This window comes from Streptomyces sp. NPDC059371 (assembly GCF_042751995.1).
In the GTDB taxonomy this organism is placed as follows: Bacteria; Actinomycetota; Actinomycetes; order Streptomycetales; family Streptomycetaceae; genus Streptomyces.
The window spans coordinates 1-23,144 of the sequence record NZ_JBHYXD010000045.1 but is presented as its reverse complement, the minus strand read 5'-3'; the positions used below and the strand labels follow the sequence as shown (position 1 = coordinate 23,144).

22 protein-coding genes and 1 pseudogene are annotated in these 23,144 nt (G+C 71.6%); 12 read left to right on the top strand and 11 right to left on the bottom strand.

The window, feature by feature from the left end; all coding sequences use genetic code 11:
• Nucleotides 1-120: 120 nt before the first annotated feature.
• Nucleotides 121-1,983, bottom strand: a complete 1,863-nt coding sequence (locus ACFXGX_RS24070; protein ID WP_384794748.1) for a LamG-like jellyroll fold domain-containing protein — start codon at nucleotides 1,981-1,983, stop codon at nucleotides 121-123.
• Nucleotides 1,984-2,223: 240 nt separating this feature from the next.
• Here ACFXGX_RS24070 and ACFXGX_RS24065 point away from each other — a divergent pair, with 240 nt between their 5' ends.
• Nucleotides 2,224-2,628: a PaaI family thioesterase gene (locus tag ACFXGX_RS24065; RefSeq protein ID WP_384794746.1), complete on the top strand. Its 405-nt coding sequence runs from the start codon at nucleotides 2,224-2,226 to the stop codon at nucleotides 2,626-2,628.
• A gap of 122 nt (nucleotides 2,629-2,750) precedes the next feature.
• Here ACFXGX_RS24065 and ACFXGX_RS24060 read toward each other — a convergent pair whose 3' ends face one another.
• Nucleotides 2,751-3,188 carry a DUF4442 domain-containing protein gene (locus ACFXGX_RS24060; protein ID WP_384794824.1) on the bottom strand — a complete coding sequence of 146 codons (438 nt, stop codon included), beginning with the start codon at nucleotides 3,186-3,188 and terminating at the stop codon, nucleotides 2,751-2,753.
• Nucleotides 3,189-3,381: 193 nt separating this feature from the next.
• Here ACFXGX_RS24060 and ACFXGX_RS24055 point away from each other — a divergent pair, with 193 nt between their 5' ends.
• From ACFXGX_RS24055 to ACFXGX_RS24045, 3 genes are all read left to right on the top strand, one after another.
• Complete coding sequence (locus tag ACFXGX_RS24055; protein WP_384794744.1) at nucleotides 3,382-4,509, top strand: hypothetical protein; 1,128 nt, start codon at nucleotides 3,382-3,384, stop codon at nucleotides 4,507-4,509.
• A 182-nt stretch (nucleotides 4,510-4,691) separates the two neighbouring features.
• The gene (locus ACFXGX_RS24050) at nucleotides 4,692-5,732 is read left to right on the top strand and encodes a hypothetical protein (RefSeq protein WP_384794742.1); all 1,041 of its coding nucleotides are present in this window, start codon (nucleotides 4,692-4,694) and stop codon (nucleotides 5,730-5,732) included.
• 60 nt (nucleotides 5,733-5,792) lie between these two features.
• Nucleotides 5,793-7,157 (top strand): MFS transporter, encoded by a 1,365-nt coding sequence (locus ACFXGX_RS24045; RefSeq protein WP_384794740.1) that lies wholly within the window; start codon nucleotides 5,793-5,795, stop codon nucleotides 7,155-7,157.
• Here the strand turns inward: ACFXGX_RS24045 and ACFXGX_RS24040 are convergent.
• From ACFXGX_RS24040 to ACFXGX_RS24030, 3 genes are all read right to left on the bottom strand, one after another.
• Nucleotides 7,119-7,964, bottom strand: coding sequence for a spermidine synthase (locus ACFXGX_RS24040; protein ID WP_384794738.1), 846 nt, complete (start codon nucleotides 7,962-7,964; stop codon nucleotides 7,119-7,121). The two genes, ACFXGX_RS24045 and ACFXGX_RS24040, sit on opposite strands and share 39 nt — an antisense overlap.
• Nucleotides 7,965-8,135: 171 nt before the next feature.
• Nucleotides 8,136-9,305 (bottom strand): elongation factor Tu, encoded by a 1,170-nt coding sequence (gene tuf, locus ACFXGX_RS24035; protein ID WP_384794736.1) that lies wholly within the window; start codon nucleotides 9,303-9,305, stop codon nucleotides 8,136-8,138.
• A 317-nt stretch (nucleotides 9,306-9,622) separates the two neighbouring features.
• Complete coding sequence (locus ACFXGX_RS24030; RefSeq protein WP_384794734.1) at nucleotides 9,623-10,357, bottom strand: DNA alkylation repair protein; 735 nt, start codon at nucleotides 10,355-10,357, stop codon at nucleotides 9,623-9,625.
• Nucleotides 10,358-10,407: 50 nt separating this feature from the next.
• Here ACFXGX_RS24030 and ACFXGX_RS24025 point away from each other — a divergent pair, with 50 nt between their 5' ends.
• Entirely contained in the window at nucleotides 10,408-11,226 is an 819-nt protein-coding gene (locus ACFXGX_RS24025) for a TVP38/TMEM64 family protein (RefSeq protein ID WP_384794732.1), read from the top strand.
• 95 nt (nucleotides 11,227-11,321) lie between these two features.
• Here the strand turns inward: ACFXGX_RS24025 and ACFXGX_RS24020 are convergent, their stop codons facing one another.
• Nucleotides 11,322-12,497, bottom strand: a complete 1,176-nt coding sequence (locus ACFXGX_RS24020) for a thiolase family protein (protein ID WP_384794730.1) — start codon at nucleotides 12,495-12,497, stop codon at nucleotides 11,322-11,324.
• A gap of 155 nt (nucleotides 12,498-12,652) precedes the next feature.
• On the opposite strand from ACFXGX_RS24020, the pseudogene ACFXGX_RS24015 reads away from it, so the two are divergent.
• From ACFXGX_RS24015 to ACFXGX_RS24000, 4 genes and pseudogenes are all read left to right on the top strand, one after another.
• A pseudogene (locus tag ACFXGX_RS24015) lies at nucleotides 12,653-13,102 on the top strand (winged helix-turn-helix transcriptional regulator); the annotation flags it as partial.
• 279 nt (nucleotides 13,103-13,381) lie between these two features.
• Nucleotides 13,382-14,257, top strand: a complete 876-nt coding sequence (locus tag ACFXGX_RS24010) for an undecaprenyl-diphosphate phosphatase (protein ID WP_384794728.1) — start codon at nucleotides 13,382-13,384, stop codon at nucleotides 14,255-14,257.
• A gap of 255 nt (nucleotides 14,258-14,512) precedes the next feature.
• Nucleotides 14,513-14,686, top strand: coding sequence for a hypothetical protein (locus ACFXGX_RS24005; RefSeq protein ID WP_384794726.1), 174 nt, complete (start codon nucleotides 14,513-14,515; stop codon nucleotides 14,684-14,686).
• Nucleotides 14,687-14,857: 171 nt separating this feature from the next.
• A complete protein-coding gene (locus ACFXGX_RS24000) occupies nucleotides 14,858-15,037 on the top strand; it encodes a hypothetical protein (protein ID WP_078943018.1) in 180 nt (59 codons plus the stop codon).
• A 27-nt stretch (nucleotides 15,038-15,064) separates the two neighbouring features.
• On the opposite strand, the gene ACFXGX_RS23995 is transcribed toward ACFXGX_RS24000, so the two are convergent.
• Nucleotides 15,065-15,805 (bottom strand): SDR family NAD(P)-dependent oxidoreductase, encoded by a 741-nt coding sequence (locus ACFXGX_RS23995; RefSeq protein ID WP_384794724.1) that lies wholly within the window; start codon nucleotides 15,803-15,805, stop codon nucleotides 15,065-15,067.
• Nucleotides 15,806-15,996: 191 nt separating this feature from the next.
• On the opposite strand from ACFXGX_RS23995, the gene ACFXGX_RS23990 reads away from it, so the two are divergent.
• A complete protein-coding gene (locus ACFXGX_RS23990) occupies nucleotides 15,997-16,482 on the top strand; it encodes a nuclear transport factor 2 family protein (RefSeq protein WP_384794722.1) in 486 nt (161 codons plus the stop codon).
• 190 nt (nucleotides 16,483-16,672) lie between these two features.
• Nucleotides 16,673-18,259 carry an apolipoprotein N-acyltransferase gene (lnt, locus tag ACFXGX_RS23985; RefSeq protein WP_384794720.1) on the top strand — a complete coding sequence of 529 codons (1,587 nt, stop codon included), beginning with the start codon at nucleotides 16,673-16,675 and terminating at the stop codon, nucleotides 18,257-18,259.
• Here the strand turns inward: lnt and ACFXGX_RS23980 are convergent.
• Nucleotides 18,177-19,088: a Gfo/Idh/MocA family protein gene (locus ACFXGX_RS23980; RefSeq protein WP_384794718.1), complete on the bottom strand. Its 912-nt coding sequence runs from the start codon at nucleotides 19,086-19,088 to the stop codon at nucleotides 18,177-18,179. The genes lnt and ACFXGX_RS23980 overlap by 83 nt on opposite strands.
• Nucleotides 19,089-19,370: 282 nt before the next feature.
• Here ACFXGX_RS23980 and ACFXGX_RS23975 point away from each other — a divergent pair, with 282 nt between their 5' ends.
• On the top strand, nucleotides 19,371-19,793 hold the full coding sequence (locus ACFXGX_RS23975) for a hypothetical protein (protein WP_384794716.1): 423 nt from the start codon (nucleotides 19,371-19,373) through the stop codon (nucleotides 19,791-19,793).
• A 26-nt stretch (nucleotides 19,794-19,819) separates the two neighbouring features.
• Here ACFXGX_RS23975 and ACFXGX_RS23970 read toward each other — a convergent pair whose 3' ends face one another.
• The 3 genes from ACFXGX_RS23970 to ACFXGX_RS23960 form a co-directional block, all read right to left on the bottom strand.
• Nucleotides 19,820-20,377, bottom strand: a complete 558-nt coding sequence (locus tag ACFXGX_RS23970) for a hypothetical protein (protein WP_384794822.1) — start codon at nucleotides 20,375-20,377, stop codon at nucleotides 19,820-19,822.
• A 122-nt stretch (nucleotides 20,378-20,499) separates the two neighbouring features.
• Nucleotides 20,500-21,183 (bottom strand): uracil-DNA glycosylase, encoded by a 684-nt coding sequence (locus ACFXGX_RS23965; RefSeq protein ID WP_355768582.1) that lies wholly within the window; start codon nucleotides 21,181-21,183, stop codon nucleotides 20,500-20,502.
• A 135-nt stretch (nucleotides 21,184-21,318) separates the two neighbouring features.
• Nucleotides 21,319-22,899: an ABC transporter substrate-binding protein gene (locus ACFXGX_RS23960; protein WP_384794714.1), complete on the bottom strand. Its 1,581-nt coding sequence runs from the start codon at nucleotides 22,897-22,899 to the stop codon at nucleotides 21,319-21,321.
• Between the last annotated feature and the right edge of the window lie 245 nt (nucleotides 22,900-23,144).

Here is a 23,144-nt window from a genome sequence, read left to right as displayed (position 1 = left end):
CCCTCACAAACCCCCGCCTCCCCACCCCGAGCCCCCCCCCCCGCGCGGCGAGCGGGGCGCGCCCCGCCCCCCCCCCAAGCCCCAGGGTCGGGCATGGACGGCCGGAAGGGAACAGGTGCTCTAGGACAGAGGCTTGAGGAAGTCCCGCGCGGGAAGGGCGTGGTCGACGACACGGGTGTCGCCGATCCAGCCGTAGAAGCCCTGACCGAAGCTCTCGTCGAACTGGGTGGCACCGATGACGAAGGGCTTGCCGAGCGTCGCGATCCCGGTGGACGGCTGTGCGGGGTTGCGGGCGATCTTCGAGCCGTCGACGTAGAGCACGGTGCGGCGGCCGTCGTTCACGACGGCGACATGGGTCCACCGGCCGACCGGGAGCGCGTGGCTCCACGAGGTCGGGTCGGCGTCCTGCCGCTCCGGATACACGACGAACTGCAGGAACCGCTCCGGCGACAGATTGAGGCTGCAGGTGGGCTCCAGCGGGGACCAGCCGGTCGTCTTGCCCGCGTCGCCGTTGCGGCCCTCCCAGCTCAGGATGCCCATCCAGGCGTGGTCGCCCTCGAAGGGGTCCGGCAGTTTGAGGAACGTCTCGATGGTGTAGCCCCGGGTGAACTTCGCGCTGTTCAGGGCGGCCCCGGCCCGCGTCGTCAGGATGGCGCCGCGGTCGGGGCCCTTCCCGCCGTCGAAGCGGAGGCTCGCGTGGGCGGGCTGGCCCGGGTGGTGGTCCGCCGACCAGGTCAGGGCGGCCGGGCCGCTCGCGTGCAGCCGGCTCACGGTCAGGTCGTTCCCGTGGCCCGTGAGGTCCCGTACGACCGTACCGTCCTCGACGGGAGCGCCCGTCGCCGTCCCGGAGACGTCGAAGCGCCAGTAGGCCACCGTGCCGTGCGGCATCACGGCGGAGGCGGGGCGCGGCTTCGGCGGGACGACGGGCGCGAAACCCCCGAACCGCTCGTCGAAGTCGATGCGCAGACCGAACCGGTCGACAGGGCCGGTCAGTTCGATCGTCTCGGCCTCCAGCGGAGTCCGCTTCCCCGGGTCGCGGGCGAGGAACCACGGCGCGAACGTCTCCACGTCGATGACGCCCCTGGCCAGGTCGAAGGAGTAGGTCCGGATCATCCCGGCGCCGCCGTAGTAGCGGTCCTGGTAGTTGGTGATGTGGACGTGGACATCGTTGTCGTCGTCGTTGGTCAGGACCGTGCGCCCGGGTGGCCAGTAGTGGCCGCCGAGGGCGAGGAAGATCTGGTCGTTGCCGCGGACGAGCCCGTCCCACAGCCGCTTGCCGTTGTCGGAGAGCTGGGCCTTGCCGTCGTCGTCCGACCACGCGATGTCGTGTGTGGTGAGGACGGCGGGAAGCGTCGGATGCGCGTCCAGGACACCCTGGGCCCAGCGCAGCCCCTTGTCCGACACCCGCCAGTCCAGGGCGAGCACCAGCCACTCCCGGCCGGCGGCGCGCAGCACGTGGTAGCTGTTGTAGCCGTCGGGAGAGGCACCGCGGAAGGTGGGCATGGAGGCGTAGCGCTCGGGGCCGAACGCGGCCAGGTAGGCCGTGTCTCCGCGCTGGTCGTCGGTGGACGACGGGATGTCGTGGTTGCCGGCCAGAACGCTGTAGGGGACCTTGCCGTGCAGGGTGCGGAAGGTGTCGGCGGCGCGTCCGATCTCGTCCTCGGTGCCGTGTTCGGTGACATCGCCGAGGTGCGTCATGAAGGCGATGTTGGCCTCGGCCCGCTCCGCGACGAGGTACCGGAAGGTCTCCCGCAGCGGCTCCGGGTCCGCGTTGTCGGCGTCGAAGAGGTACTGCGTGTCGGGAAGCACGGCCAGCGCGAAGCGCGGGCTCTCGGTGTCGAACCGGCCTCCTCCGCCCGTGGTCGCGGCCCGTGCCGGGGCCGTCTCGAAGGCCGCCGTCGCCGCGCCGGCCGCCGGGACGGCGACCGCCGCGCGCAGCAACGCCCGTCTGTCCGGCCCGTTCTGCTGTCCTGCCGTGCCCATGTGCCCTCCAGGTGAGCGGGATCGGTCTCAGGAGGCACGGTGGTGACCGGCCATGACCGGGCAGTGGCAGTGAGCTGAACGACGCGTTGTGATCGCCGCACGATTGGCGTCCGGCACGCCGGCGCGGCGGACGACCGGATCGCGCACACATTCCGCACCGCCGGAACGCCCCCTGGCGGCACGGGAGTTGATAGAAAGGATCACCGACTTGCGTCCCGCCGTTCCCATAAGGAGCACGATGTGACCGTCACCGCCGACGACATCTACGCGATGGCCCCCTACGCCAGGACCCTCGGCGTTCGCTTCACGGCTCTGTCCGCCGAGGGAGTGGACGCTGAACTCGATTTCGTGCCCGAACTGTCCACCGCGGGAGGCGGGTTGCACGGGGGCGCGCTGATGGGCCTGGCCGACGTCGCCTCGGCGGTGTGCGCCGCGCTGAACGGCCCCGCGGGCGCGGTCCCTGCCACCACCACCTCGACCACGCACTTCCTGCGGCCGGTACGCGAGGGAGCCGCGTACGCGAAGGCCCGCGTGCTGCGGCTGGGACGCGACACGGCGGTCGTGGAATGCGACATCGAGGACGACGGGCACCGGCTCTGCACCCGGGTCACCCAGACGGTGAGCATTCGAGTGCCGCGCGGCTGAAGATGACCGGCGGCGGCCTGGGGCGTGCCAGGCATCGCCGGGCGGGCGACACTTCTGCGGAAACGGCCCAGGGCCCCGACCGGCTCGTACTCCCGGTCAGGGCCCTGTGGGTGACGTCGGTCTCAGCCGTTCGGGCGGAGGGTCCAGATAACGGTCATCTCGCCGGTCACCGCGCCGTCACCGCGCTGGATGGCGATGGCGACGGGGAACTCGGGGCGCCGGCCGGCGTCGAGCTCGGCGACGACGTCGGCGGCGGGCCGTCCGAGCGTGGCGGTGGCCGTGACGGGGCCCATCGCGAGCTTCTTGTACGCGATCTCGGCGCTGACCGCGAGCGGCACGGCGCGGGAGAGCTGGTCCCCGAAGGCGGCGAGCACGATGGCCCCGCTCGCCGACTCCCCCAGCGTGAACATGGCTCCGGCGTGCGGTCCGCCGACATGGTTGTGGAAGTCGCCGTGGTCCGGGAGCGCCACGACGGCCTTCTCCGGAGTGGTCTCCACGAACTCGAGGTTCAGGGTCCGGGCCATCGGCACGGTCGCGGCGAGCATCTCGCCGATCGTCATCTGGTCTGCGCTCATACGACGATGTTACCCATGGGTAGCAATCCTTGACCAGCCCCTCGACCTGGCGCCGAAGTCGATCAGCCCCCGCAGCAGTCCCCCAGCGGTCCCCGCACACGCGGAGCCGTACTCCGGTACAGGCCTGACGAAACGCGGTGACAGAAACGTTTCACAGGCGCCACTAACGTGACTGCCCATGTGGCCAGGACAGCAGGCGCCCGGAGGCGAGCAGAACCCGCAGGGGCAGAACCCGCAGAGGCAGATCCCGCAGGAACAGCGGACGCAGGGACAGCACCCGCAGGGGCAGAACCCCTACCAGCAGCCGGGGTACCAGCAGCCGAACCCGTATCAGCAGCCCGGACACCAGCAGGCGGGGCAACCGCAGCCGGGCCCGTACGGACAGCAGCCGGGAGGCCCGCAGCAGCCCGGCCCGTACGGAACGCGGCCCGGGCAGCAGCCGTGGGGTGCCACCGCTCCCGCGGGAGCGCCCGAGCCGCCGCGGGGAAACGGGAACCGGACGAAGGTGATCGCGATCGTGGCGGCCACCGCGGTGGTCGTGGCCGCAGGAGTGACCGGCGCGCTCCTGCTCGGCGGCGGCAAGGACGACCGGGCCGGCGACGGCCACAAGGGCACGGGCCCGACGCCCTCGGCGAACGCCCCGAAGGGCCCGGGCGCCTCCCCGTCCGACGGCGACCCGCGCGGCGGGGCCGCCGAGCAGCCGACCGTCCCCGGCTGGAAGGCCGTCGTCAACCCGAAGTGGGGCACGGCCTTCGACGTCCCCGCGGACTGGGAGGTGGCCTCGCCGGGCACGTCGATCGGGTTCGAGAAGCACGACGCGAAGGCCGACGACAAGCCGCTGATCATGATGTCGGCGCCCGCCTACTTCAAGTCCAAGTGGTGCAGCGCCGACGGCGACAAGGACGGCCGCACGGAGGACACCGCGCTCGGCGCCGCGGGCACCAAGGGCGCGAGCGGAGCGAAGAGCACCGACGAGGTCGCCGTGAACCAGGTCCCGTGGTGGGTCTACGGCGGCTACACGCAGCCGGACAAGAAGAGTCTGAGTTTCGACAAGAAGGCCGAGCCGTACACCACCGCCTCGGGCATCACCGGGAGCGTCGCCTGGGCCAGGTCCGAGAACACGCCCCGGAAGGGGAAGTGCGCGAGCGACGGCAAGGCTGTCACGTTCGGATTCAAGAACTCCGCGGGCGACTTCGTGGCGTGGAATCTCTACGGAGCCACCGGCGTCCGGGACGAGATACCCGACGCGACCATCTTGAAGATCCTCAGCACCGTCCGCCTCCACGGCGACCCCACGGGGGCCTGAGTTGGGACCGGCCGACGCCAAGGACGGTGACGCGACTGCGGCCTGAGTCTGCATCAGATGATGCGGGAGCCGGGATCAGATGCGGTGCGAGCCGGGATCAATGGGACAAGTGGTCCGACGGTGCCGTCGTTTCGGGTACCGCCGTGTCACCCGGGTCAGGGGCCCCTCTATCGTTACCAGCCATGTGGCCAGGACAGCAGCCGCCCGGGGGCGAGCAGAATCCGCAGGACCAGAACCCGTATCAGCAGCCGGGTTACCAGCAGCCGAATCCGTATCAGCAGCCGGGACACCAGCAACCGGGGTACCCGCAGCCCGGCCCGTACGGACAGCAGCCGGGGCAGCCTCAGTGGGGAGCGCCGTCGGATCCCCTCGGCTCGCCCCAGGTGCCCGGCGGCAACGGCGGTGGCGGCAACAAGACGAAGATCACCGCGATCGTCGCGGCCCTTGTCGTCGTGATCGCCGCCGGGGTCACCGGTTACCTCGTCCTCGGCGGAAACGGCGACTCGGACGACAAGGCCGGCGGGGACACGTCCAAGTCGCCGAAGGCGTCGGCGTCCACGTCGGCGAGCGCGAGCCCGAGCGAGGCCGACCCGCGCGGCGGCGGCGACGAGAAGGCGACGATCGCCGGCTGGAAGGTCGTGGTGAACCCGAAGTGGGGCACCGCCTTCGACGTGCCGCCGAACTGGAACGTCAGCACTTCCGGCACCTTCATCGGCTTCGAGGACGACAAGAAGGGCGACGGCTCCGTGCTCATCGGCATGTCCGCGCCCGCGTTCCTCAAGGAGAAGTGGTGCACGTCCGACGCGAACAAGGACGGCCGCACCGAGGACACCTCGCTCGCCGCCGCGGGCACCAAGGGCCAGAGCGGCGCCAAGAACACCGGCGACGTGGCGCGCAACGACTCCGCGTGGTGGGTCTTCGGCGGCTACACCGATCAGAAGAACGCTTCGAAGAAGCTGCTGAAGATCGGCAAGCCCGAGGCGTACACCACGGCCACGGGCATCGAGGGCAGCGTCGCGACGACGTACTCCAAGGGTGTCGCCAAGAAGGGCAAGTGCGACTCCGACGGCAAGGCGACCACCTTCGCCTTCAAGAACTCGGCGGGTGACTTCGTGTCCTGGACGCTCTACGGCGCCAAGGGCGTCTCGGAGGAGATCCCGGACGCGACCGTGAAGAAGATCCTCAGCACCGTACGGCTGCACGGCGACCCGACCGGGTCCTGAGCCACGAGCGGGCGCCGCGGATACCGTCACACGGGGTGAAAGCCCGCAAGAGTGCAGGTCATGGGTTTGGCAAGTCGGGCACCGGGCGGCGATAGTCTCCCGGTGACCTCAGCCGCCGACCGCGCCCGACCCTCCCGCCGCCCCTCCTGGGCGGGCCGGAACTACACCCTTCTGACGGCCGCCGCCGTCGTCACCAACCTGGGCAGCCAGGGCGCGCTGATCGCCGCCGCGTTCGCGGTGCTCGCCGCGGGCGGCGACGGAGGCGACGTCGGCCTGGTCGCCGCGGCACGGACCGTGCCGCTGGTGCTGTTCCTGCTGATCGGCGGAGCCGTCGCGGACCGGCTGCCGCGGCACCGGGTGATGGTCGCCGCCAACGCCCTCAACTGTGTGTCGCAGGCGGCGTTCGCCGTACTCGTCATCTCCGGCGAGGCACGGCTGTGGCAGATGATGCTGCTGTCCGCGCTCGGCGGCACCGGGCAGGCCTTCTTCAACCCGGCCGCCGAGGGCATGCTCATGTCCTCCGTCCGCGGGGACCAGGCGAGCCGCGCGTTCGCGATGTTCCGGATGGCGATGCAGGGCGCGGGTGTCGGCGGCGCGGCCCTGGGCGGCGCCCTGGTGGCCGTCATCGGACCGGGCTGGGTGCTCGCCGTGGACGCGGTGGCCTTCGCGGCCGCCGGCGCGCTGCGTTCCTTCCTCGACGTCAGCCACATACCGCCACGTGAGCCGGGCGGCGGCCTCCTCGCCGATCTGCGCGACGGCTGGCACGAATTCGTCGGCCGCCCCTGGCTGTGGACGATCGTCGCGCAGTTCTCCGTGGTGGTCGCGGTCGTCGGAGCGGCGGACGCGGTCTACGGTCCGCTGGTCGCCCGGGACAGTCTGGGCGGGGCGGGCCCCTGGGGCCTGGCGCTCGGCGCGTTCGGCGCCGGGACCGTGGGCGGCGCGCTGCTCATGACCCGCTGGAAGCCCCGTCGCCTGCTGCTCACGGGCACCCTGTGCGTCTTCCCGCTCGCGGCACCCGCCGCCGCGCTCGCGGTCCCCCTGCCGGTCGGACCGCTGTACGCCGTGATGTTCGTCAGCGGTCTGGCGATAGAGGTGTTCGGTGTGTCGTGGATGACGGCGCTCCACCAGGAGATCCCCGAGGACAAGCTCTCGCGGGTGTCGGCGTACGACTGGTTCGGCTCGATCGCGATGGTCCCGCTGGCCACGGCGCTGGCGGGTCCCGCGGAGCAGGCCTTCGGCCGGACGCCCGCGCTGTGGGGCTGCGCGACGCTCGTCGTGGTGGCCACGGCGGCGGTGCTGTGCGTTCCGGACGTCCGCAATCTGACGCGGCGGTCCCGGGCGGTGGCGCAGGGTGCTCCCGCCTCGGTGCACGCCTCGAAGCCGGCGTCAGCCGATGCCGAAGGCCCCGCCGGGCGGCTCGGGTGAGGGAACCGCGTCCTCGTCGCGCACCGGAGCGGCGCCCGCGATGAAGTCCCGCAGCGCGGGGCCGTGTTCGACGCGGGCCGGGAAGGCGTCGGCGGCGGTACGACGGGCCAGTGCCGTCGTGTCGAACGGCTGGTGGGAGGCCACGAGCACGGCGTTGCCGAAGCGCCGGCCGCGCAGCACGCCGGGTTCGGCGATGAGGGCGATCTCCTCGAACACCGTGGAGAACGTGGCGAGCTGGGAGCGCAGAAAGGCGAAGGGCGCCGCGTCCGCGAGGTTGGCGAGGTAGAAGCCGCCGGGGCGCAGCACGCGCTCGGCGGCGCTCGCGTACGCGATGGACGTCAGGTGCGCCGGTACACGCGAGCCGCCGAAGACGTCCGCGATCAGGATGTCGGCGGAGGCGGGGGCGGCGGCTTCGATCCAGGCGCGGGCGTCGGCGTGGTGCGGTTCGATGCCCGAGCCGCCGGGCAGCGGCAGACACTCGCCGATCATGGCCAGCAGGCCCTTGTCCGCCTCGATCACGTCCTGGCGTGAACCGGGCCGGGTGGCCGCGACGTAGCGGGGCAGGGTCAGCGCTCCGCCGCCGAGGTGCAGCACGTCCAGTGCGCGGCCCGGCTCCGCCACCGTGTCCAGCACGTGGCCGAGGCGCCGGGTGTACTCGAACTCCAGGTGTGTCGGTTCGTCCGGATCGACGTACGACTGGGGTGCGCCGTCCACCGTCAGCAGCCAGGCCCGCTCGCGGTCCACGTCGGGCATCAGCTTGGCGGTCCCGTGATCCACGGCCCGCATCACGGGTATCGGCTCGTCCACGGGTCCATTGTGCGGTACCCGCGGCGACGCGAACGGAGCCGGCCGGGGCACCGCGAACAGGGCCTTTCCGTGGCACCGCGAACGGGCCGGCCAGGGCACCCCGGACCCGGGCGCCGGGAACGGGGCCCGCCAAGGTGTGGCGGGCCCCGCGTCCCTGTCCGCGGCCGGGCGTCAGCCGACCGATGTCACCGTCCCGGCGCCGACCGTGCGGCCGCCCTCGCGGATCGCGAAGCCGAGACCCGGCTCCAGCGGCACCTCGCGCCCGAGCTCGACGGTCATGACGACCGTGTCGCCGGGCCGGGCGACGGCCGCCTCGCCGAGGTCGACGTCGCCGACCACGTCCGCGGTGCGGATGTAGAACTGCGGCCGGTACCCGGTGGAGACCGCTGTCGTACGGCCGCCCTCGCGCGTCGACAGGACGTACACCCGCGCCGTGAAACGGCTGCTGGGTACGACACTGCCCGGCGCGGCGGCGATGTGCCCGCGGCGTACCGCGTCGCGGGGCACCCCGCGCAGCAGCAGCGCCACGTTGTCGCCGGCCTGCGCCTCCTCCATCGGCTTGCCGAAGGTCTCCAGGCCGGTGACCACCGTGTCGACGCCCGCGCCGAGCACCTCGACCCGGTCGCCGACGTGGATCGTGCCGCGCTCCACGGCACCGGTGACGACCGTTCCGCGTCCGGTGATGGTGAGCACGTTCTCGACCGGCATCAGGAACGGCGCGTCGAGATAGCGCTCGGGCATCGGCACATAGGTGTCGACGGCGTCGAGCAGCGCGTCGATCGCCGCCGTCCACCGGGGGTCCCCCTCGAGGGCCTTGAGGCCGGACACCCGTACGACGGGTACGGAGTCGCCCCCGTAGCCCTGGGCGGAGAGCAGCTCGCGGACCTCCAGCTCGACCAGGTCCGTGAGTTCCTCGTCGGCCGCGTCGGCCTTGTTGAGGGCGACGACGATGTGGTCGACGCCCACCTGCCGGGCGAGCAGGACGTGTTCGGCGGTCTGCGGCATGATCCCGTCCAGCGCGGACACGACGAGGATCGCCCCGTCGAGCTGGGCCGCGCCGGTGACCATGTTCTTGACGTAGTCGGCGTGGCCCGGCATGTCCACGTGCGCGTAGTGCCGGGTGTCGGTCTCGTACTCGACGTGCGCGATGTTGATGGTGATGCCGCGCGCGGCCTCCTCCGGCGCCCGGTCGATCCGGTCGAACGGGACGAAGGTGCCGGAGCCGCGCTCGGCGAGGACCTTGGTGATGGCGGCGGTCAGGGTGGTCTTGCCGTGGTCGACGTGACCCATGGTGCCGATGTTCAGGTGCGGTTTGGTGCGCACGTAAGCCGTCTTGGGCATGGCGGTTCCTCGAAGCCTCTCGGTGTCGGCCGAGCTGAGTGATGGCCCCGGCGTGTACCGGCCGGGACGGGGACCCCCAGGAGTGACCGACCCTCCCCCTGCGGGGTCCGCCGGACGATCCGGGAAGGGTCAGCTTCGGGCGCCGTCGACGGCTGCCGTGACGATCTGGACGGCAGCCTTCGGCGCATCCGCGACTGCGGATGCTGCGAGGAGGAAGGCGTACCGGAACATGAGGAGATCATCTCCGACGGGTCTCCCCGCGTCGAATGATTTTCGGTGCCCCGCGGACCGGTGTGGCGCCAGGGGCCTCAGCGGCCTCAGGGACCGATGTTCTTCAGCGCCTCGCGCACGGACAGCGGCGCGAGTTCCGCCCGCTCGGCGGCGACGAAGTCCCGTACGGCGCGCGGGTCGGTCTTGGCGTACTCGCGCAGACACCATCCGATGGCCTTGCGGATGAAGAAGTCGGGATGGCCGGCCTGCCGGACGCAGTACGCGAAGAGCCGGCCGGTGTCGGTGGCCTCCTTGTACCGGAGCTGATGGAGCAGCGCCGTGCGGGCGACCCACAGATCGTCGTCCTCGATCCAGGCGTCCATGTCGGTGCGCAGGCGCGGGTCGGCGGCCACCAGACCTCCCACCACGTGCGCGGCGAGCGCGTCGACGGTGTCCCACCAGGAGACGGTGGACACGAGATGCCGGGCCACCGGCAGGAAGCCCGACGACAGGCGCGTGACATGGCGGCGCAGATAGTCGACTGCGAAGTACTGGTACTCGCGCTCCGGCAGCCGCCAGCAGCGCAGGGCGAGCGCGGCGCAGTCCTTCTCGTCGGGCCGGGCGGTGTCCAGGAGGACGGTGCGGGAAAGGGTGCGGCGCTCGGGTGTCGTCAGGCCGAGGAAGGGAGCGATGTCCTTCATGTACGCGCGCATGGACGCGGCCCGGTCAGGGTCGGCCGCCGCCGGATAAACGGTGGTGAGCCGCTCCAGGAGGATGTCCGCCAGCACGCTGTCCGGCACCTCGAACCGCGCACCCGACGTTCCGGAAGCTGTGACGCCCATGAGACGAACCATACGGCGATCACACACATGCGTCGGCTAGTGTCACCGGAATGCTCGATGCCACCACCCGCTCTGGGGGCACCGCCACGGCCACTCCCCAGGCCGCCGCCACGGAGCTCACCGTCGCCACCGACCTGGTCGTGGGCCCGGAGATCGCCGTCGCCGCACCCGCGGTCCCGACCGCCCTGCGCACCGATCCGGCCGCACGCCTGGTGAGAGCGCTGCTCTCACCCTGGGCGCGGCTCTCCCTGCTGGTCGTGCTGCTCGCGTCGGCCGCTTCGAGCGTGCTGCTCTTCGACCCGCAGCGGCTGCTCGCCGACGGCTGGCCGCCTCAGCTCGGCGGCGCCGCGGCGGCCGTCGCGTTCACCGCGGCGTACGGGCTGTGCACGGTCGCCTTCGTGCCCCGGCCGCTGCTCAATCTGGCGGCCGGTGCCGTGTTCGGCTCCCAACTCGGCCTGGGCACCGCGCTGGTGGGCACGGTGCTCGGCGCGGGTGCCGCGTTCGGACTGGGCCGGATCCTCGGGCAGGACGCGCTGCGGCCGCTGCTGCGGGCCCGCTGGCTGAAGGCCGCGGACGGCCAGCTCAGCCGGCACGGCTTCCGCTCGATGATGGTGGCCCGGCTGTTCCCCGGTGTGCCGTTCTGGGCGGCGAACTACTGCGCGGCCGTGTCCCGCATGGGCTGGCTGCCCTTCCTGGTCGCGACGGCGCTCGGCTCGATCCCGAACACCGCCGCGTACGCCGTCGCCGGGGCCCGTGCGTCGTCGCCGACCTCCCCCGCGTTCCTGATCGCGATGGCCCTGATCACGGTCCCCGCCCTGGCCGGGACGGTGGTGGCCTGGCGCAAGCGCCACCACCTGCGCGGCCACTGAGACCCGCGCGACACCGGTCCGAGGGAACGACCGCGCGCCACTAGGGCCGCGCGCCACCGCGCACGCCACGGCTGCGCCCGCTACGGCCGCGCCCGCTACGGACGCACCGCTTCCAGGATCATCGCGTTCGCCAGTCCGCCCGCCTCGCACATCGTCTGCAGCGCGTAGCGGGCGCCCCGGGCGCGCATGGCGTGGACGAGGGTCGTGGTGAGGCGGGTGCCGCTCGCGCCGAGCGGGTGTCCGATCGCGATGGCTCCGCCGTGCACGTTGACCTTGGACAGGTCGGCGCCCGTCTCCTGCTGCCAGGCGAGAACGACGGAGGCGAAGGCCTCGTTCACCTCGAAGAGGTCGATGTCACCGAGGTCGAGACCGGCCTTGCGCAGCACCTTCTCGGTGGCCGGGATGACACCGGTGAGCATCAGCAGCGGGTCGGAGCCGGTGACGGCGAAGCTGTGGAGACGGGCGACGGGCCGCAGGCCGAGGCGGGCGGCGGTCTCGCTCGACATGATGAGCACGGCGGAGGCGCCGTCGTTGACCGGGCTCGCGTTCCCGGCCGTGACGGACCAGTCGATCTGCGGAAAGCGGTCGGCGAAGCCGGGGTCGTAGTACGCGGGCTTCAGTCCGGCGAGCACCTCGGGGGTGCTGCCGGGGCGGACGCTCTCGTCCCGGGCGAGACCTTCCAGGGGCGCGACCTCGGCGTCGAACAGACCGCCGTCCCAGGCCTGTGCCGCCTTCCGGTGCGAGCCGATCGCGAAGTCGTCCATCCGCTCGCGGGTGATGCCCCACTTGGCGGCGATGAGTTCGGCGCTGATGCCCTGCGGCACCAGACCCTCGGGGTAGCGCTCCGCGACGCCGGGGCCGAACGGGTCCGCGCCCGCCGGCACGTTGGACCACATCGGCACACGGCTCATCGACTCCACGCCGCAGGCCACGACGATGTCGTACGCCCCCGACATGACGCCCTGCGCGGCGAAGTGCACCGCCTGCTGCGACGAGCCGCACTGGCGGTCGACGGTGGTCGCCGGGACGGTGTCGGGGAATCCCGCGGAGAGCACGGCGTACCGGGTGGTGTTCATGGCCTGCTCGCCGACCTGGTCGACGGTGCCGCCGATGACGTCGTCGATCAGCGCCGGGTCGATCCCGGAGCGTTCGACGAGCGTGCGGAGGGTGTGGGCGAGGAGTTCCACGGGGTGGACATGGGCGAGCGAACCGTTCGGCTTGCCCTTGCCCACGGGGGTGCGTACGGCTTCGACGATCACGGCGTCACGCATGGGATGCCTCTCAGGTCGGTCTCTGAGGTCGGGGAATCCGGCGACCGGGCGGGGCCGGCCACCGAATCACGTGGGTTGGATTTCCAAACCCACTAAGTGACCCAAGAGTAACCTGGTGAGTTGGAATATCCAACCCACCTTCGTAGACTGGCGGCATGAAGGACCCCCGCCCCTGTTCGATCGCCGCGACGCTCGCTCTCGTCGGCGAGAAGTACTCCCTGCTGGTCCTGCGCGAGGTGTCGCTCGGCGCGACGCGCTTCGACCAGCTCGCGCGCAACATCGGCGCCCCTCGCGACGTGCTGACGGCCAGGCTGAAGCGCCTCGTCGACGCCGGGCTGCTGGAGAAGGCGGAGTACAGCGACCGCCCCAAGCGCTACGAGTACCGGCCCACGCGCGCGGGCCTCGAACTGAGCCCCGTCCTGTTGATGCTGATGTCCTGGGGCGACCGGCACCTCCAGGAGGACGGCTTCCGGCCCATGGTGCTGGAGCACACCTGCGGCCACGAACTGGTCCCCCGGGTCGTCTGCCGGGAGTGCGGCGAGCAGGTCGAACACGACTCCGTCACGCCCCACCCGCAGGCCCCGGGCTGGACGGTGACGGGACCGGTGACGGGACCGGTGACGGGACCGGTGACGGGAGCGGTGACGGTCCAGGCCAGTCGTTTGGATCATGCGGCGGTACGCGGGCGAGGGGTGACGGGAGAACGGTGACGAGAAACGGTCGGCCGAACCGCTGCGCAGAGTGGGCGGACCGTCACCGAAACCCCCGTGGACGGGCTGCCGGCGGCGGCGGTTAGGCTTCCCTGAGCGTCCGTGATCGCCGCACCCCGCGGTCAGGCGTGCCCATCTCCCGTTCCACGATCAGCACTTGGACCACGTAACTTCATGTCTTGGTTTCAATCCCTCGTCCTCGGGCTCGTCCAGGGGCTGACCGAATTCCTTCCCGTCTCCTCCAGTGCGCATCTGCGGCTGACCGCGGCCTTCGCGGGCTGGGACGATCCCGGCGCGGCGTTCACCGCGATCACGCAGCTCGGCACGGAGGCCGCGGTGCTGATCTACTTCCGCAAGGACGTGGGAAGGATCCTGTCGGCGTGGTTCCGCTCGCTCACGAACAAGGCGATGCGCCGCGACCATGACGCCCAGATGGGCTGGCTGGTGATCGTCGGCTCGATCCCGATCGGAGTGCTCGGGATCACGCTCAAGGACCAGATCGAGGGACCGTTCCGCGATCTGCGGGTCACCGCGACCATGCTGATCGTGATGGGCATCGTCATAGGCATCGCCGACCGGCTCGCGGCCCGCGACGAGACGGGCGGCAGGCACCGGGCGGCGAAGCAGCGCAAGGTGCTCGAGGACCTGAACACCAAGGACGGCCTGCTGTTCGGCGTCTGCCAGGCGATGGCGCTGGTCCCCGGCGTCTCCCGGTCCGGCGCCACCATCAGCGGCGGCCTGTTCATGGGCTACAGCCGCGCCGCGGCGGCCCGCTACTCCTTCCTCCTCGCCATGCCGGCCGTCCTCGCCTCCGGCACCTTCGAACTCAAGGACGCGGCCGCGGAGGGTCATGTCTCCTGGGGACCGACCGTCTTCGCGACGGTCATCGCCTTCGCGGTCGGATACGCCGTCATCGCGTGGTTCATGAAGTTCATCTCCCACAAGAGCTTCATGCCGTTCGTCTGGTACCGGATCGCCCTCGGACTCGTCATCATCGGCCTGGTCGGCACCGACGTCCTCAGCCCGCACGCGGCCGAATCCTCCGGCTGAGCCCTTCGTTTCCCGGGCTGTCCACGGGACTCACGCCAACGGCCAGAGCTGCATCCTGCGCCGGCCCAAGGGTTCCGGCCCTTCGCGCCAGGCGACGCACAGGCGGCGAAATTACCGCACCCGGCCGCGTTGCACGGCGACGACCACCCCGACGGGTGACGTTCTCGCAGGTGGGCGCTGTGGGCCGTCTGGCCGAACCGTTCTGCGGACCGGGTCGCGGCGCCTTAGCGTGGTCTCTCCGACTGGAGGTGGAGCATGCCGAATGATCCCGCGCCGGGCAGGTTGGGTACCGAAGCGCGCAGTGTGAAGTTCCCGGATGGCAGCCGCGGGGTCATCCTCGTGCGGGCGGGTATCCCTCAGGAAGAGGCGGAGGCGCTCGCGGCGCGCGTCTGGGCGGAACGGGCGGAGACGGGCGTGCCCAACGGCTGACCTCTCGGGCACCGTCGCCGTTCCGACCACCACAGGACCACCAACTCCGGCCACTGGAAGCGGAGTTCGGCCACCGGAGGGGCCTTGCTCGCGAGCACCGTGACGCAGCACATACGACTTGAGTAGCCGCCCGGTAGCGCAGTGTCAGTCCTTGCGCCTAGGCTGGTCCGCATGTCCCCCGAAGTCACTCCGCCTGGTTCCGTGCGGTCTGCCGCCGCGTTGAACGAACAGATCCGCGCCCTGTGGACGCGGACGGGCGGCTCCCTGTCCGCACAGGAGCGGGCGGAGTACGAGCTGTTGATCGTGAAGTGGGCCGAGGCGATTCGCGGCGAGATCATCGAAGCGGCGTAGCGCCGTCACGCCCCGCCGCACACGGACTCACCGCCCGCCCGACACCCGAAGCACCGCCCCCGTCGTGTACGACGCCTCGGGCGACAGCAGCCACGCGATGGCCGCCGCGATCTCCTCCGCGGCGCCGACGCGACCCAGTGGAATCGACGAGGCGGCCCGTTCGGCACGGCCCGGGTCGCCCGTGGTCGCGTGCATCTCGGTGTCGATCATGCCGGGCGCGACCGCGTTGACGCGGATGCCGTCGGGACCGAGCTCCTTGGCGAGCCCCATGGTCAGCGCGTCCACACCCGCCTTGCTCGCCGCGTAGTGCACGAACTCGCCGGGACTGCCGAGTGTGGCGGCCGCCGAGGACACGTTCACAATGGCACCCCTGCCCCGAGCGGCCATGGACCGGGCGGCACGGCGCGAGCAGAGCAGCGTGCCGAGCAGGTTGACCTCGACCACGCGACGCAGATCCGCGGCATCGGCGTCCGCGAGCCGCCCGAGCGGTCCGGTCACCCCGGCGTTGTTCACCAGCCCCGTCACCGGCCCCAGCCGGTCCGCGGCCGTGTCGAAGAGCCGCTCGACGGCGGCCTCGTCGGAGGTGTCCACGCGTACGGTGACACAGCTCACCCCGGCTTCACGGACGGCGGCCGCGGTGCGCTCGGCGGCCGCACCGTCACTCACGTACCCGACGGCCACGTCATGCCCGTCCGCGGCGAGCCGTGTACAGGTCGCGGCGCCGATCCCCCGGCTGCCACCCGTGACGATCGTGACCGGACGTGCCATACGAGCCTCCTGGACGCGACGACCCCACCGTGATCCCCTCGGTCGGGAACACGCGGGTCGATCATGGATCACCCACGATCGCAGACCCACACGGACCTCGGCACGGAGTCTCCGCCTCTTACGGACGCCGAATATCGAATATCCCCGCCCGGCCCCTTGGCGTGGCAGGCGGAGTGGCCAACACTGAGCCGATGACGCAGCGTGTGGAGCTCGCGACCGTGCTGGACCGGTTCTCCGTGGACGAGATCGTCACCGCGTACGCGGTGGCCGTGGACGACGGCGACTGGGAGGGATACCGGGGGCTGTTCGCACCGAAGGGCCGCGCCGACTACCGCTCGGCCGGGGGCATCGAGGGCGACGCCGCCGAGGTCGCCGAGTGGCTCGCGCGGAGCCTCGACCTGTTCGCGATGCGCCAGCATCTGATCGTCAACCGGCGGGTGCGGTTCGGCGTCCTGGATCAGGACACCGGCGACACGGCCGAGGTGCGGGCCGACTACATCAATCCGATGCGGTTCGCGGGGCAGGAGGGCGACTCGACCGCGCCCGACCTCGTGTGCGGCGGCCGGTACGCCTTCAGCCTGCTGCGCACCGGCGACGGCTGGCGACTGCGCCAGGTGACCGTCCAGGAGAAATGGCGCCGCACGCCGCAGCCCCTCCAGACGCCCGCCAGGACCTGAGCCACCAACGCCCGGGGCCTGCCGCCCCCCTCCGCCCTTCCGCCCAGCCCTCGCGCCCCGGGGTCCACACGGCCCCCGGCGGCCCGGGAGCGCCCACCCGCGGGCGCGCCCCCTTCTGATCACCACGCCCCCTGTCGTAGATCGCCGCCGACGCGCACACTGGAGACACCCCGGGGCAGGGAGGCGAAGGATGAACAGGCCCGACCGAGCGTTCGGCCCATGGCTGGTCTCCCCCTGGCGGCGCGATGTCGTCGCCACGCTGACGGGCGCGCTGCCGATGCTCGCGTTCCCCGCCCTGTCGTGGTGGTGGTTCGCGTACGTGGCCCTGGTGCCCTGGATCCTCCTGGCGCGCTCGGCCCCCACGGGCAGGCGTGCCGCGTACGACGGCTGGTTCGGCGGGTTCGGGTTCATGCTCGCCGTGCACCACTGGCTGCTGCCGAGCCTGCACGTCTTCACGGTGGTCATAGCGGCGCTGCTCGGCGCCCTGTGGGCGCCGTGGGGCTGGCTCGTCCGGCGGTTCCTGGCCGGGCTGCCGTCACCGGGCCGGGTCGGTGCGGCCCTGCTCGTCCTGCCATCGGGGTGGCTGATGGTCGAACTCGCCCGGTCCTGGCAGGGCCTGGGCGGTCCCTGGGGTCTGCTCGGGTCGAGTCAGTGGCAGGTGGAGCCGGCGCTGCGGCTGGCCTCGGTCGGCGGAGTGTGGCTGCTCAGCTTCCTGGTCGTCGCGGTCAACATCGCGGTCGCCGTGCTGGTCTCGGTGCGCGAGTCCCGTATGCCCGCGGTGGCCGGACTGGTCGCGACGGCCGCCGCGACCTCGGCGGCCTGGGTGTGGTCGCCGCGCCCGGACGTCGACGGCAGTGTGCGGATCGCGGTCGTGCAGCCCGGTGTCGTGGACGGGAGCACGAGCGGTGACAGGCGCTTCGCGCGCGAGGAGGCGCTGACCCGCCAACTCGTGGGTCAGGGTGCCGACCTGGTCGTCTGGGGCGAGAGCAGCGTCGGCTTCGACCTGGCCGACCGGCCCGATCTGGCGCTGCGCGTCGCGGCGTTGTCCCGCGAGGTCGGCGCCGACATCCTGGTGAACGTCGACGCGCGCCGCTCGGACCGGCCGGGCATCTACAAGAGCTCGGTCCTGGTGGGACCGCACGGCGCGACCGGCGACCGCTACGACAAGATGCGGCTGGTGCCGTTCGGCGAGTACGTGCCCGCGCGCTCCCTGCTCGGCTGGGCCACCTCCGTCGGCAAGGCCGCGGGCGAGGACCGTATGCGGGGCACCGAACAGGTGGTGATGAACGTCGGGCACGGGCTGCGCGTCGGCCCCATGATCTGCTTCGAGACGGCGTTCCCCGACATGAGCCGCCACCTCGTCAAGGACGGCGCCGAGGTGCTGGTGGCCCAGTCCTCGACGTCGTCGTTCCAGCGGAGCTGGGCCCCCGAGCAGCATGCCTCGCTCGCCGCGCTGCGTGCCGCGGAGACCGGCCGGCCCATGGTGCACGCGACGCTCACGGGAGTCTCCGCCGTCTACGGCCCGGACGGCGGACGCATCGGCTCCTGGCTCGGCACGGACACGAGCGCCGCGATGATGTACGACGTGCCGCTGGCCCGGGGCGTCACCCCGTACGTCCGGTTCGGCGACTGGCCGGTGCACGGCGCGCTGCTGGTGTTGGCCGCGCTCTGCGTGACGGAGGGCGCGCGCACGTTCAGGCTGCGGCGGACCGCTCCTGAAGCGCTTGTACCACCCGCTCGCACAACTCGTGAGTCGCCAGCGCGTCCCGGGCGCTGAGCACCTTTCCCGTGCGCACGGCGTCGAGGAACGCGAGGACGGCCTGTTCGATGCCGCGCTGCCGGGCCACCGGGACCCAGTCGCCGCGCCGGCGCACGGTCGGCTGGCCCTTGTGGTCGATCACCTCGGCGAGATTGACCACCTGCCGCTTGGTGTCCTGGCCCGAGACCTCGAGGATCTCCTCGCTCGAACCGCTCAGCCGGTTCATCACCCCGAGTGCAGTGAATCCGTCCCCGGCGAGCTGGAGGACGACATGATGCAGGAGCCCGTCCTCGACCCGGGCCCGCACCGTCACGTCGTCGACCGGACCCGGCACCAGGAAGCGCAGGGTGTCGACGACGTGGATGAAGTCGTCGAGAACCATGGTGCGCGGCTCCTCGGGCAGCCCCGTGCGGTTCTTCTGCATCAGGATCAGCTCGCGGGGGTGTTCGACGCACTGCGCGTACGCGGGTGCGTGACGCCGGTTGAAACCGACCGCGAGGCTGACGTTCCGCTCCTCCGCGAGCCGCACCAGCCGCTCCGACTCGCCCAGCTCGTACGCGAGCGGCTTGTCGACGTACGTCGGTACGCCCGCCTCCAGAAGCCGGGTGACGATCTCCGGGTGGGCCGCCGTGGGCGCGTGCACGAACGCCGCGTCGAGGTCCTGGGCCAGCAGGGCCTCCAGGTCTCCGTGCCGCCGGCCCGGCGGCAGGTGAAGGCTGTCGGCGACCCGGTCGAGCGTGGCGGGCGTCCGCGTCTGCAGATGCAGTTCGATCCCCGGCTGCACGCCGAGCACCGGCAGATACGCCTTCTGCGCGATGTCGCCGAGTCCGATGCAGCCGACCTTCACAGGGGTCTCCTTCACTCGCCGACGCGGGTTCCGTCGGAAGCATACGGCCGCGCCGTCCCTGGGTGGCCGGTCCCCGGGGGCGGCGGTCGGCGGGTGGTGCCGGTTTGCGAGCGAGGTACGCCCCGGCAGCCTGTCAGCTCGCCGATACCCGTGCCCACCGGAGGAGCGGAAGGATCACCCGTGTGGGGCATCCCGTGCCTCTCCGCTCCCTGGAAACCCGCTGGAACCAGCAGAGTTGTCCGGGTGCATCGAACGACGACAACCGCAACGCTCCTGGTCGCCGTGGCAGTCACCGCCCTCTCCGGCTGTGTGACCGTCCAGCGGCCGTCCGCCTCCGCGTCTCCCGCCGCGCCCGCGGGGCACACCGCGCCCCGTGCGGACGGCAAGGACAGACCCCGGATCGCGCAGGCGCCGGCGCGGGAGGCGCTGGAGCGCGTCGGCCCCTCGCCGGAGCCCTCACCCGACACTGCGGACCGGCACCGGGTGGCTCCCCCGCCCCGGGCCGTGGTGCCCCCGGCCCCACCGCGGCACGCCCATCCGGTCCCGCGTCCCGAGCCACGTCACCCGGGGCACCGTGCGGCCGTCCCGCCCGGCGCCGCGGCCGTGCCGAAGCATCCGGACGTGTGCGCGCTCGGCCGGAAGTACGGGGGCTGGAACGTGGACAGCCCGGAGTCGGTCCTCTGCTCGACGACGTACGGAAACTGACAGCGCCCGCGGCATGGGCGCGGACGTCAGGGGGGCTGCCTCGGCGGGCCCAGGGTCTCGCCCCCGGGTCCCTCGAAGCGGTCGGATCCAACGGCCTCCGCAGCGGCGCCGGTGTCCCTAAGCCTGAGCTCCAGGCGGCCGATCGCCGCGCGGACGCCGTCGCCGTACCGGTCGTCCGCGAGGGCGCCCGCCGCGCCGCGCGCCCGGCGGAGATGGGTACGGGCGGCCTCCGAGCGGCCGAGCTTCGCGTAGTCGGCGGCGAGGTTCAGGTGCAGCGAGGGGTAGAACGCGCGGACGGCGAGCGACTGGTGGGGCTCGGCGACGCGGCCGTCGCTCAGTTCCTCGGCCGCCGCGAGAGCCCGCAGGTCCCAGGCGAGTTCGTCGGCGGGGTCGTCCTGGGTGTCGGCCATGTAGTGGGCCAGGGTGCAGCGGTGCAGCGCGTCGCCGCTGTCCCCGATCTCTCCCCACAGATCCAGGAAGCGGCCCCGGGCCTCCTCGCGGTCCCCGGCGTGGTGCAGCATGACGGCCTGTCCGATCCGGGTCGTCATGGCGTCCGGCGCCGCCTGCTCCTGTTGCTCCGCCACCGCGTCCTCCAGGCTCGTCACTGTCCCTCACGAAGCTAACCGGAGCCGGTGGCAATCGCGCTCAGGCGCCCCCGTGGGCCGCTGGGCCAGGCCGGTGACGGGCCTGGCCAGCGGTCCGGCCGTCAGCCGAGGTCGGGGACGCTCCAGTCGATCGGCTCATGACCCTGGGCGGCCACGGCTTCGTTGATCTGCGTGAACGGGTGCGAGCCGAAGAACTTCTTCGCGGACAGCGGTGACGGGTGCGCCCCCTTCACCACCACGTGCCGCTCCTCGTCGATCAGCGGGAGCTTCTTCTGCGCGTAGTTGCCCCACAGCACGAAGACGGCCGGGTCGGGGCGGTCGGCCACCGCGCGGATGACCGCGTCGGTGAACTTCTCCCAGCCCTTGCCCTTGTGCGAGTTCGCCTCGCCGGAGCGGACGGTGAGCACCGCGTTGAGCAGCAGCACACCCTGCTCGGCCCACGGCATCAGATAGCCGTTGTCCGGGATCGGGGTGCCCAGCTCCTCCTTCATCTCCTTGTAGATGTTCCGCAGCGACGGCGGGGTCTTGACTCCGGGACGGACCGAGAAGCACAGGCCGTGCCCCTGGCCCTCGCCGTGGTACGGGTCCTGGCCGAGGATCAGGACCTTCACGCGCTCGTACGGGGTGGCGTCGAGTGCGGCGAAGACCTCCTCGCGGGGCGGGTAGACGGGACCCTTCGCGCGCTCCTCCTCGACGAACTCGGTGAGTTCCTTGAAGTAGGGCTGCTGAAGCTCGTCGCCCAGGACGCCGCGCCAGGACTCGGGCAACATGGCGATATCGGTCACGTCAACTTCCTTCGATGTGCGGTGACTTCCGGACCAAGAACCTACCGTCGCCCACTGACAATCGGTTCCCGGCCCGCGTCGGGGCCCGATGACGGGTACGGTGTGACCCCTCTGCCACCCGGTCAGGCGGGCCCGCTACCAGCTCGTCTTGCGGTCCAGCTCCCACATCATCATGATCGTCGAGGGGTCCAGGGCCCGTTCTCCGCCCGAGATCTCCTCGTTCGCGGCCACATACTGCCTGCCCTGCCACAGGGGCAGCAGCCGGGCGTCGTCGAGGAGGATCTTCTGGGCCTCCTCGAACTGCCTGGCCACCGCCCCGCGATCGCGCACGCCACGCGACTCGGGCAGCAGGACGTCGGTGATCCGCGGGGTCGGATAGGGCGTCCCGAGGGCGTTCCGCTCCCCCACGAACGGCGCGATGAAGTTCTCGGCGTCGGGGAAGTCGGGGAACCAGCCGCGGCCGAACACCGGGTACTCGCCGTTGCGGTAGCCCTCTTCGTACGTCTTCCAGGGACGGCTCCTGAGCGTGACGCTGAACAGGCCGGAGCCGTCGAGCTGGCGCTTGAGCTCGCCGAACTCCGGGGCGGTCTCGGATCCGTAGCGGTCGGTGGTGTACCAGAGGGTGAGCGGGACGCGTCGGTCGATGCGCGCGTCGTGCAGGATCTTGCGGGCCTTGGCCGGGCTGGGGCTGCCGTACTCGTCGAAGTAGCCGGTGGTGTGCCCGGCCAGTCCCGCGGGGACCATCGAGTAGAGCGGGTCGACGGTGTCCTGGTAGACCTTGTGGATGATGGCCGAGCGGTCGACGATCTGGGCGATCGCGCGGCGGACGGCGAGTTTCCCGGCCCACGGGTCCTCGGGGTTGAAGACCAGATAGCTGATCTCGGTGCCCGCTCCGTCGACGAGCTGGATGTCCTTCCGGTCGCCCTGCCCCTGGAGGGCGACGACGTCCGAGGCGGCGAGGCCGCGGTAGGTGACATCGATCTTCTTGGCCTTCAGCGCCCCGACCAACTGGGCCGAGTCCTGGAAGTAGCGGATCGTCACCGCGTCGTTCTTGCGCTTGGCGAAGCCCTCGTAGTGGTCGTTCCTCACGAGTTCGGCCTGCTTGCCCTCCGTGTAGGAGCGCAGCGCGTAGGGCCCGGAGCCGAAGACCTTGCCGTCCTTCCGCAGGGCGTCGGCGGGGTAGTCGCCGGGGTCGACGATCGACATCGCCGGTGTGGCCAGCACCAACGGGAAGGTGGCGTCCGGCTTGTTGAGGTGGAAGACGACGTCACGCTCGCCCAGTGCCTGCACCCGGTCGAGACTCCCGAGCAGACCGGCGGGGCCGCCGCGTACACCGATCTTCCTGATGCGGTCGACGGAGTACTTGACGGCGGACGCGTCGAGCGGGTCGCCGTCGGAGAACTTCATGTCCGGGCGCAGTTCGCAGCGGTAGACGGTGTTGGTTCCATCCGTGAACCCGCACTTCCGGGCGGCGTCCGGCCGCGGGGACGCCGAGCCGGTCGGATAGCTCAGCAGCGTCTGGAAGACGTTGCGGAACAGCTCCCACGATCCGTCCCAGGAGGCCGCCGGGTCCAGGGTGCTGGGGGCGCTGGTGGTACCCACGACGATCGGCCCCTCTTCGGCCGGTGATCCCTTGGAGATGGCGCCGCACGCGGCCACCAGGGATATGGACGTGATCGCCGCGAGCTGTCGCAGGTATCGGTTCCGGTTGAACACGCACACACTCCTGGATCCGCCGTACCAAGGGTCGGCAGACCATACCGCAGCGCCCTGCCGGGGGAACGGTGTTTCCCCGGCAGGGCACTTGATCAGCATGTATGTGACTACGTTGTCAGCATGCTGTGAACGTGTCCGCACTCCGTACAACGAACTCCGGGCCACCCGGGGCGGACAGAGTGTTTGTCAACTTTCAACAAAAGACCGGTCGGGGGGTGAGCCCCCCGCGGGGGCAGCCCGCCCGG

Coding starts and splice junctions, on each gene's coding strand:
- ACFXGX_RS24050 (WP_384794742.1), top strand. CDS start 4,692: ATGTGGCCAGGACAGCAGCCGCCCGGGGGCGAGCAGAATCCGCAGGAC.
- ACFXGX_RS23995 (WP_384794724.1), bottom strand. CDS start 15,805: ATGGCACGTCCGGTCACGATCGTCACGGGTGGCAGCCGGGGGATCGGC.
- ACFXGX_RS24025 (WP_384794732.1), top strand. CDS start 10,408: ATGCTCGATGCCACCACCCGCTCTGGGGGCACCGCCACGGCCACTCCC.
- ACFXGX_RS24010 (WP_384794728.1), top strand. CDS start 13,382: ATGTCTTGGTTTCAATCCCTCGTCCTCGGGCTCGTCCAGGGGCTGACC.
- ACFXGX_RS24070 (WP_384794748.1), bottom strand. CDS start 1,983: ATGGGCACGGCAGGACAGCAGAACGGGCCGGACAGACGGGCGTTGCTG.
- ACFXGX_RS24020 (WP_384794730.1), bottom strand. CDS start 12,497: ATGCGTGACGCCGTGATCGTCGAAGCCGTACGCACCCCCGTGGGCAAG.
- ACFXGX_RS24045 (WP_384794740.1), top strand. CDS start 5,793: ATGGGTTTGGCAAGTCGGGCACCGGGCGGCGATAGTCTCCCGGTGACC.
- ACFXGX_RS24060 (WP_384794824.1), bottom strand. CDS start 3,188: ATGACGATCGGCGAGATGCTCGCCGCGACCGTGCCGATGGCCCGGACC.
- ACFXGX_RS24030 (WP_384794734.1), bottom strand. CDS start 10,357: ATGGGCGTCACAGCTTCCGGAACGTCGGGTGCGCGGTTCGAGGTGCCG.
- lnt (WP_384794720.1), top strand. CDS start 16,673: ATGAACAGGCCCGACCGAGCGTTCGGCCCATGGCTGGTCTCCCCCTGG.
- ACFXGX_RS23990 (WP_384794722.1), top strand. CDS start 15,997: ATGACGCAGCGTGTGGAGCTCGCGACCGTGCTGGACCGGTTCTCCGTG.
- ACFXGX_RS24000 (WP_078943018.1), top strand. CDS start 14,858: ATGTCCCCCGAAGTCACTCCGCCTGGTTCCGTGCGGTCTGCCGCCGCG.
- tuf (WP_384794736.1), bottom strand. CDS start 9,305: ATGCCCAAGACGGCTTACGTGCGCACCAAACCGCACCTGAACATCGGC.
- ACFXGX_RS24005 (WP_384794726.1), top strand. CDS start 14,513: ATGCCGAATGATCCCGCGCCGGGCAGGTTGGGTACCGAAGCGCGCAGT.
- ACFXGX_RS24055 (WP_384794744.1), top strand. CDS start 3,382: ATGTGGCCAGGACAGCAGGCGCCCGGAGGCGAGCAGAACCCGCAGGGG.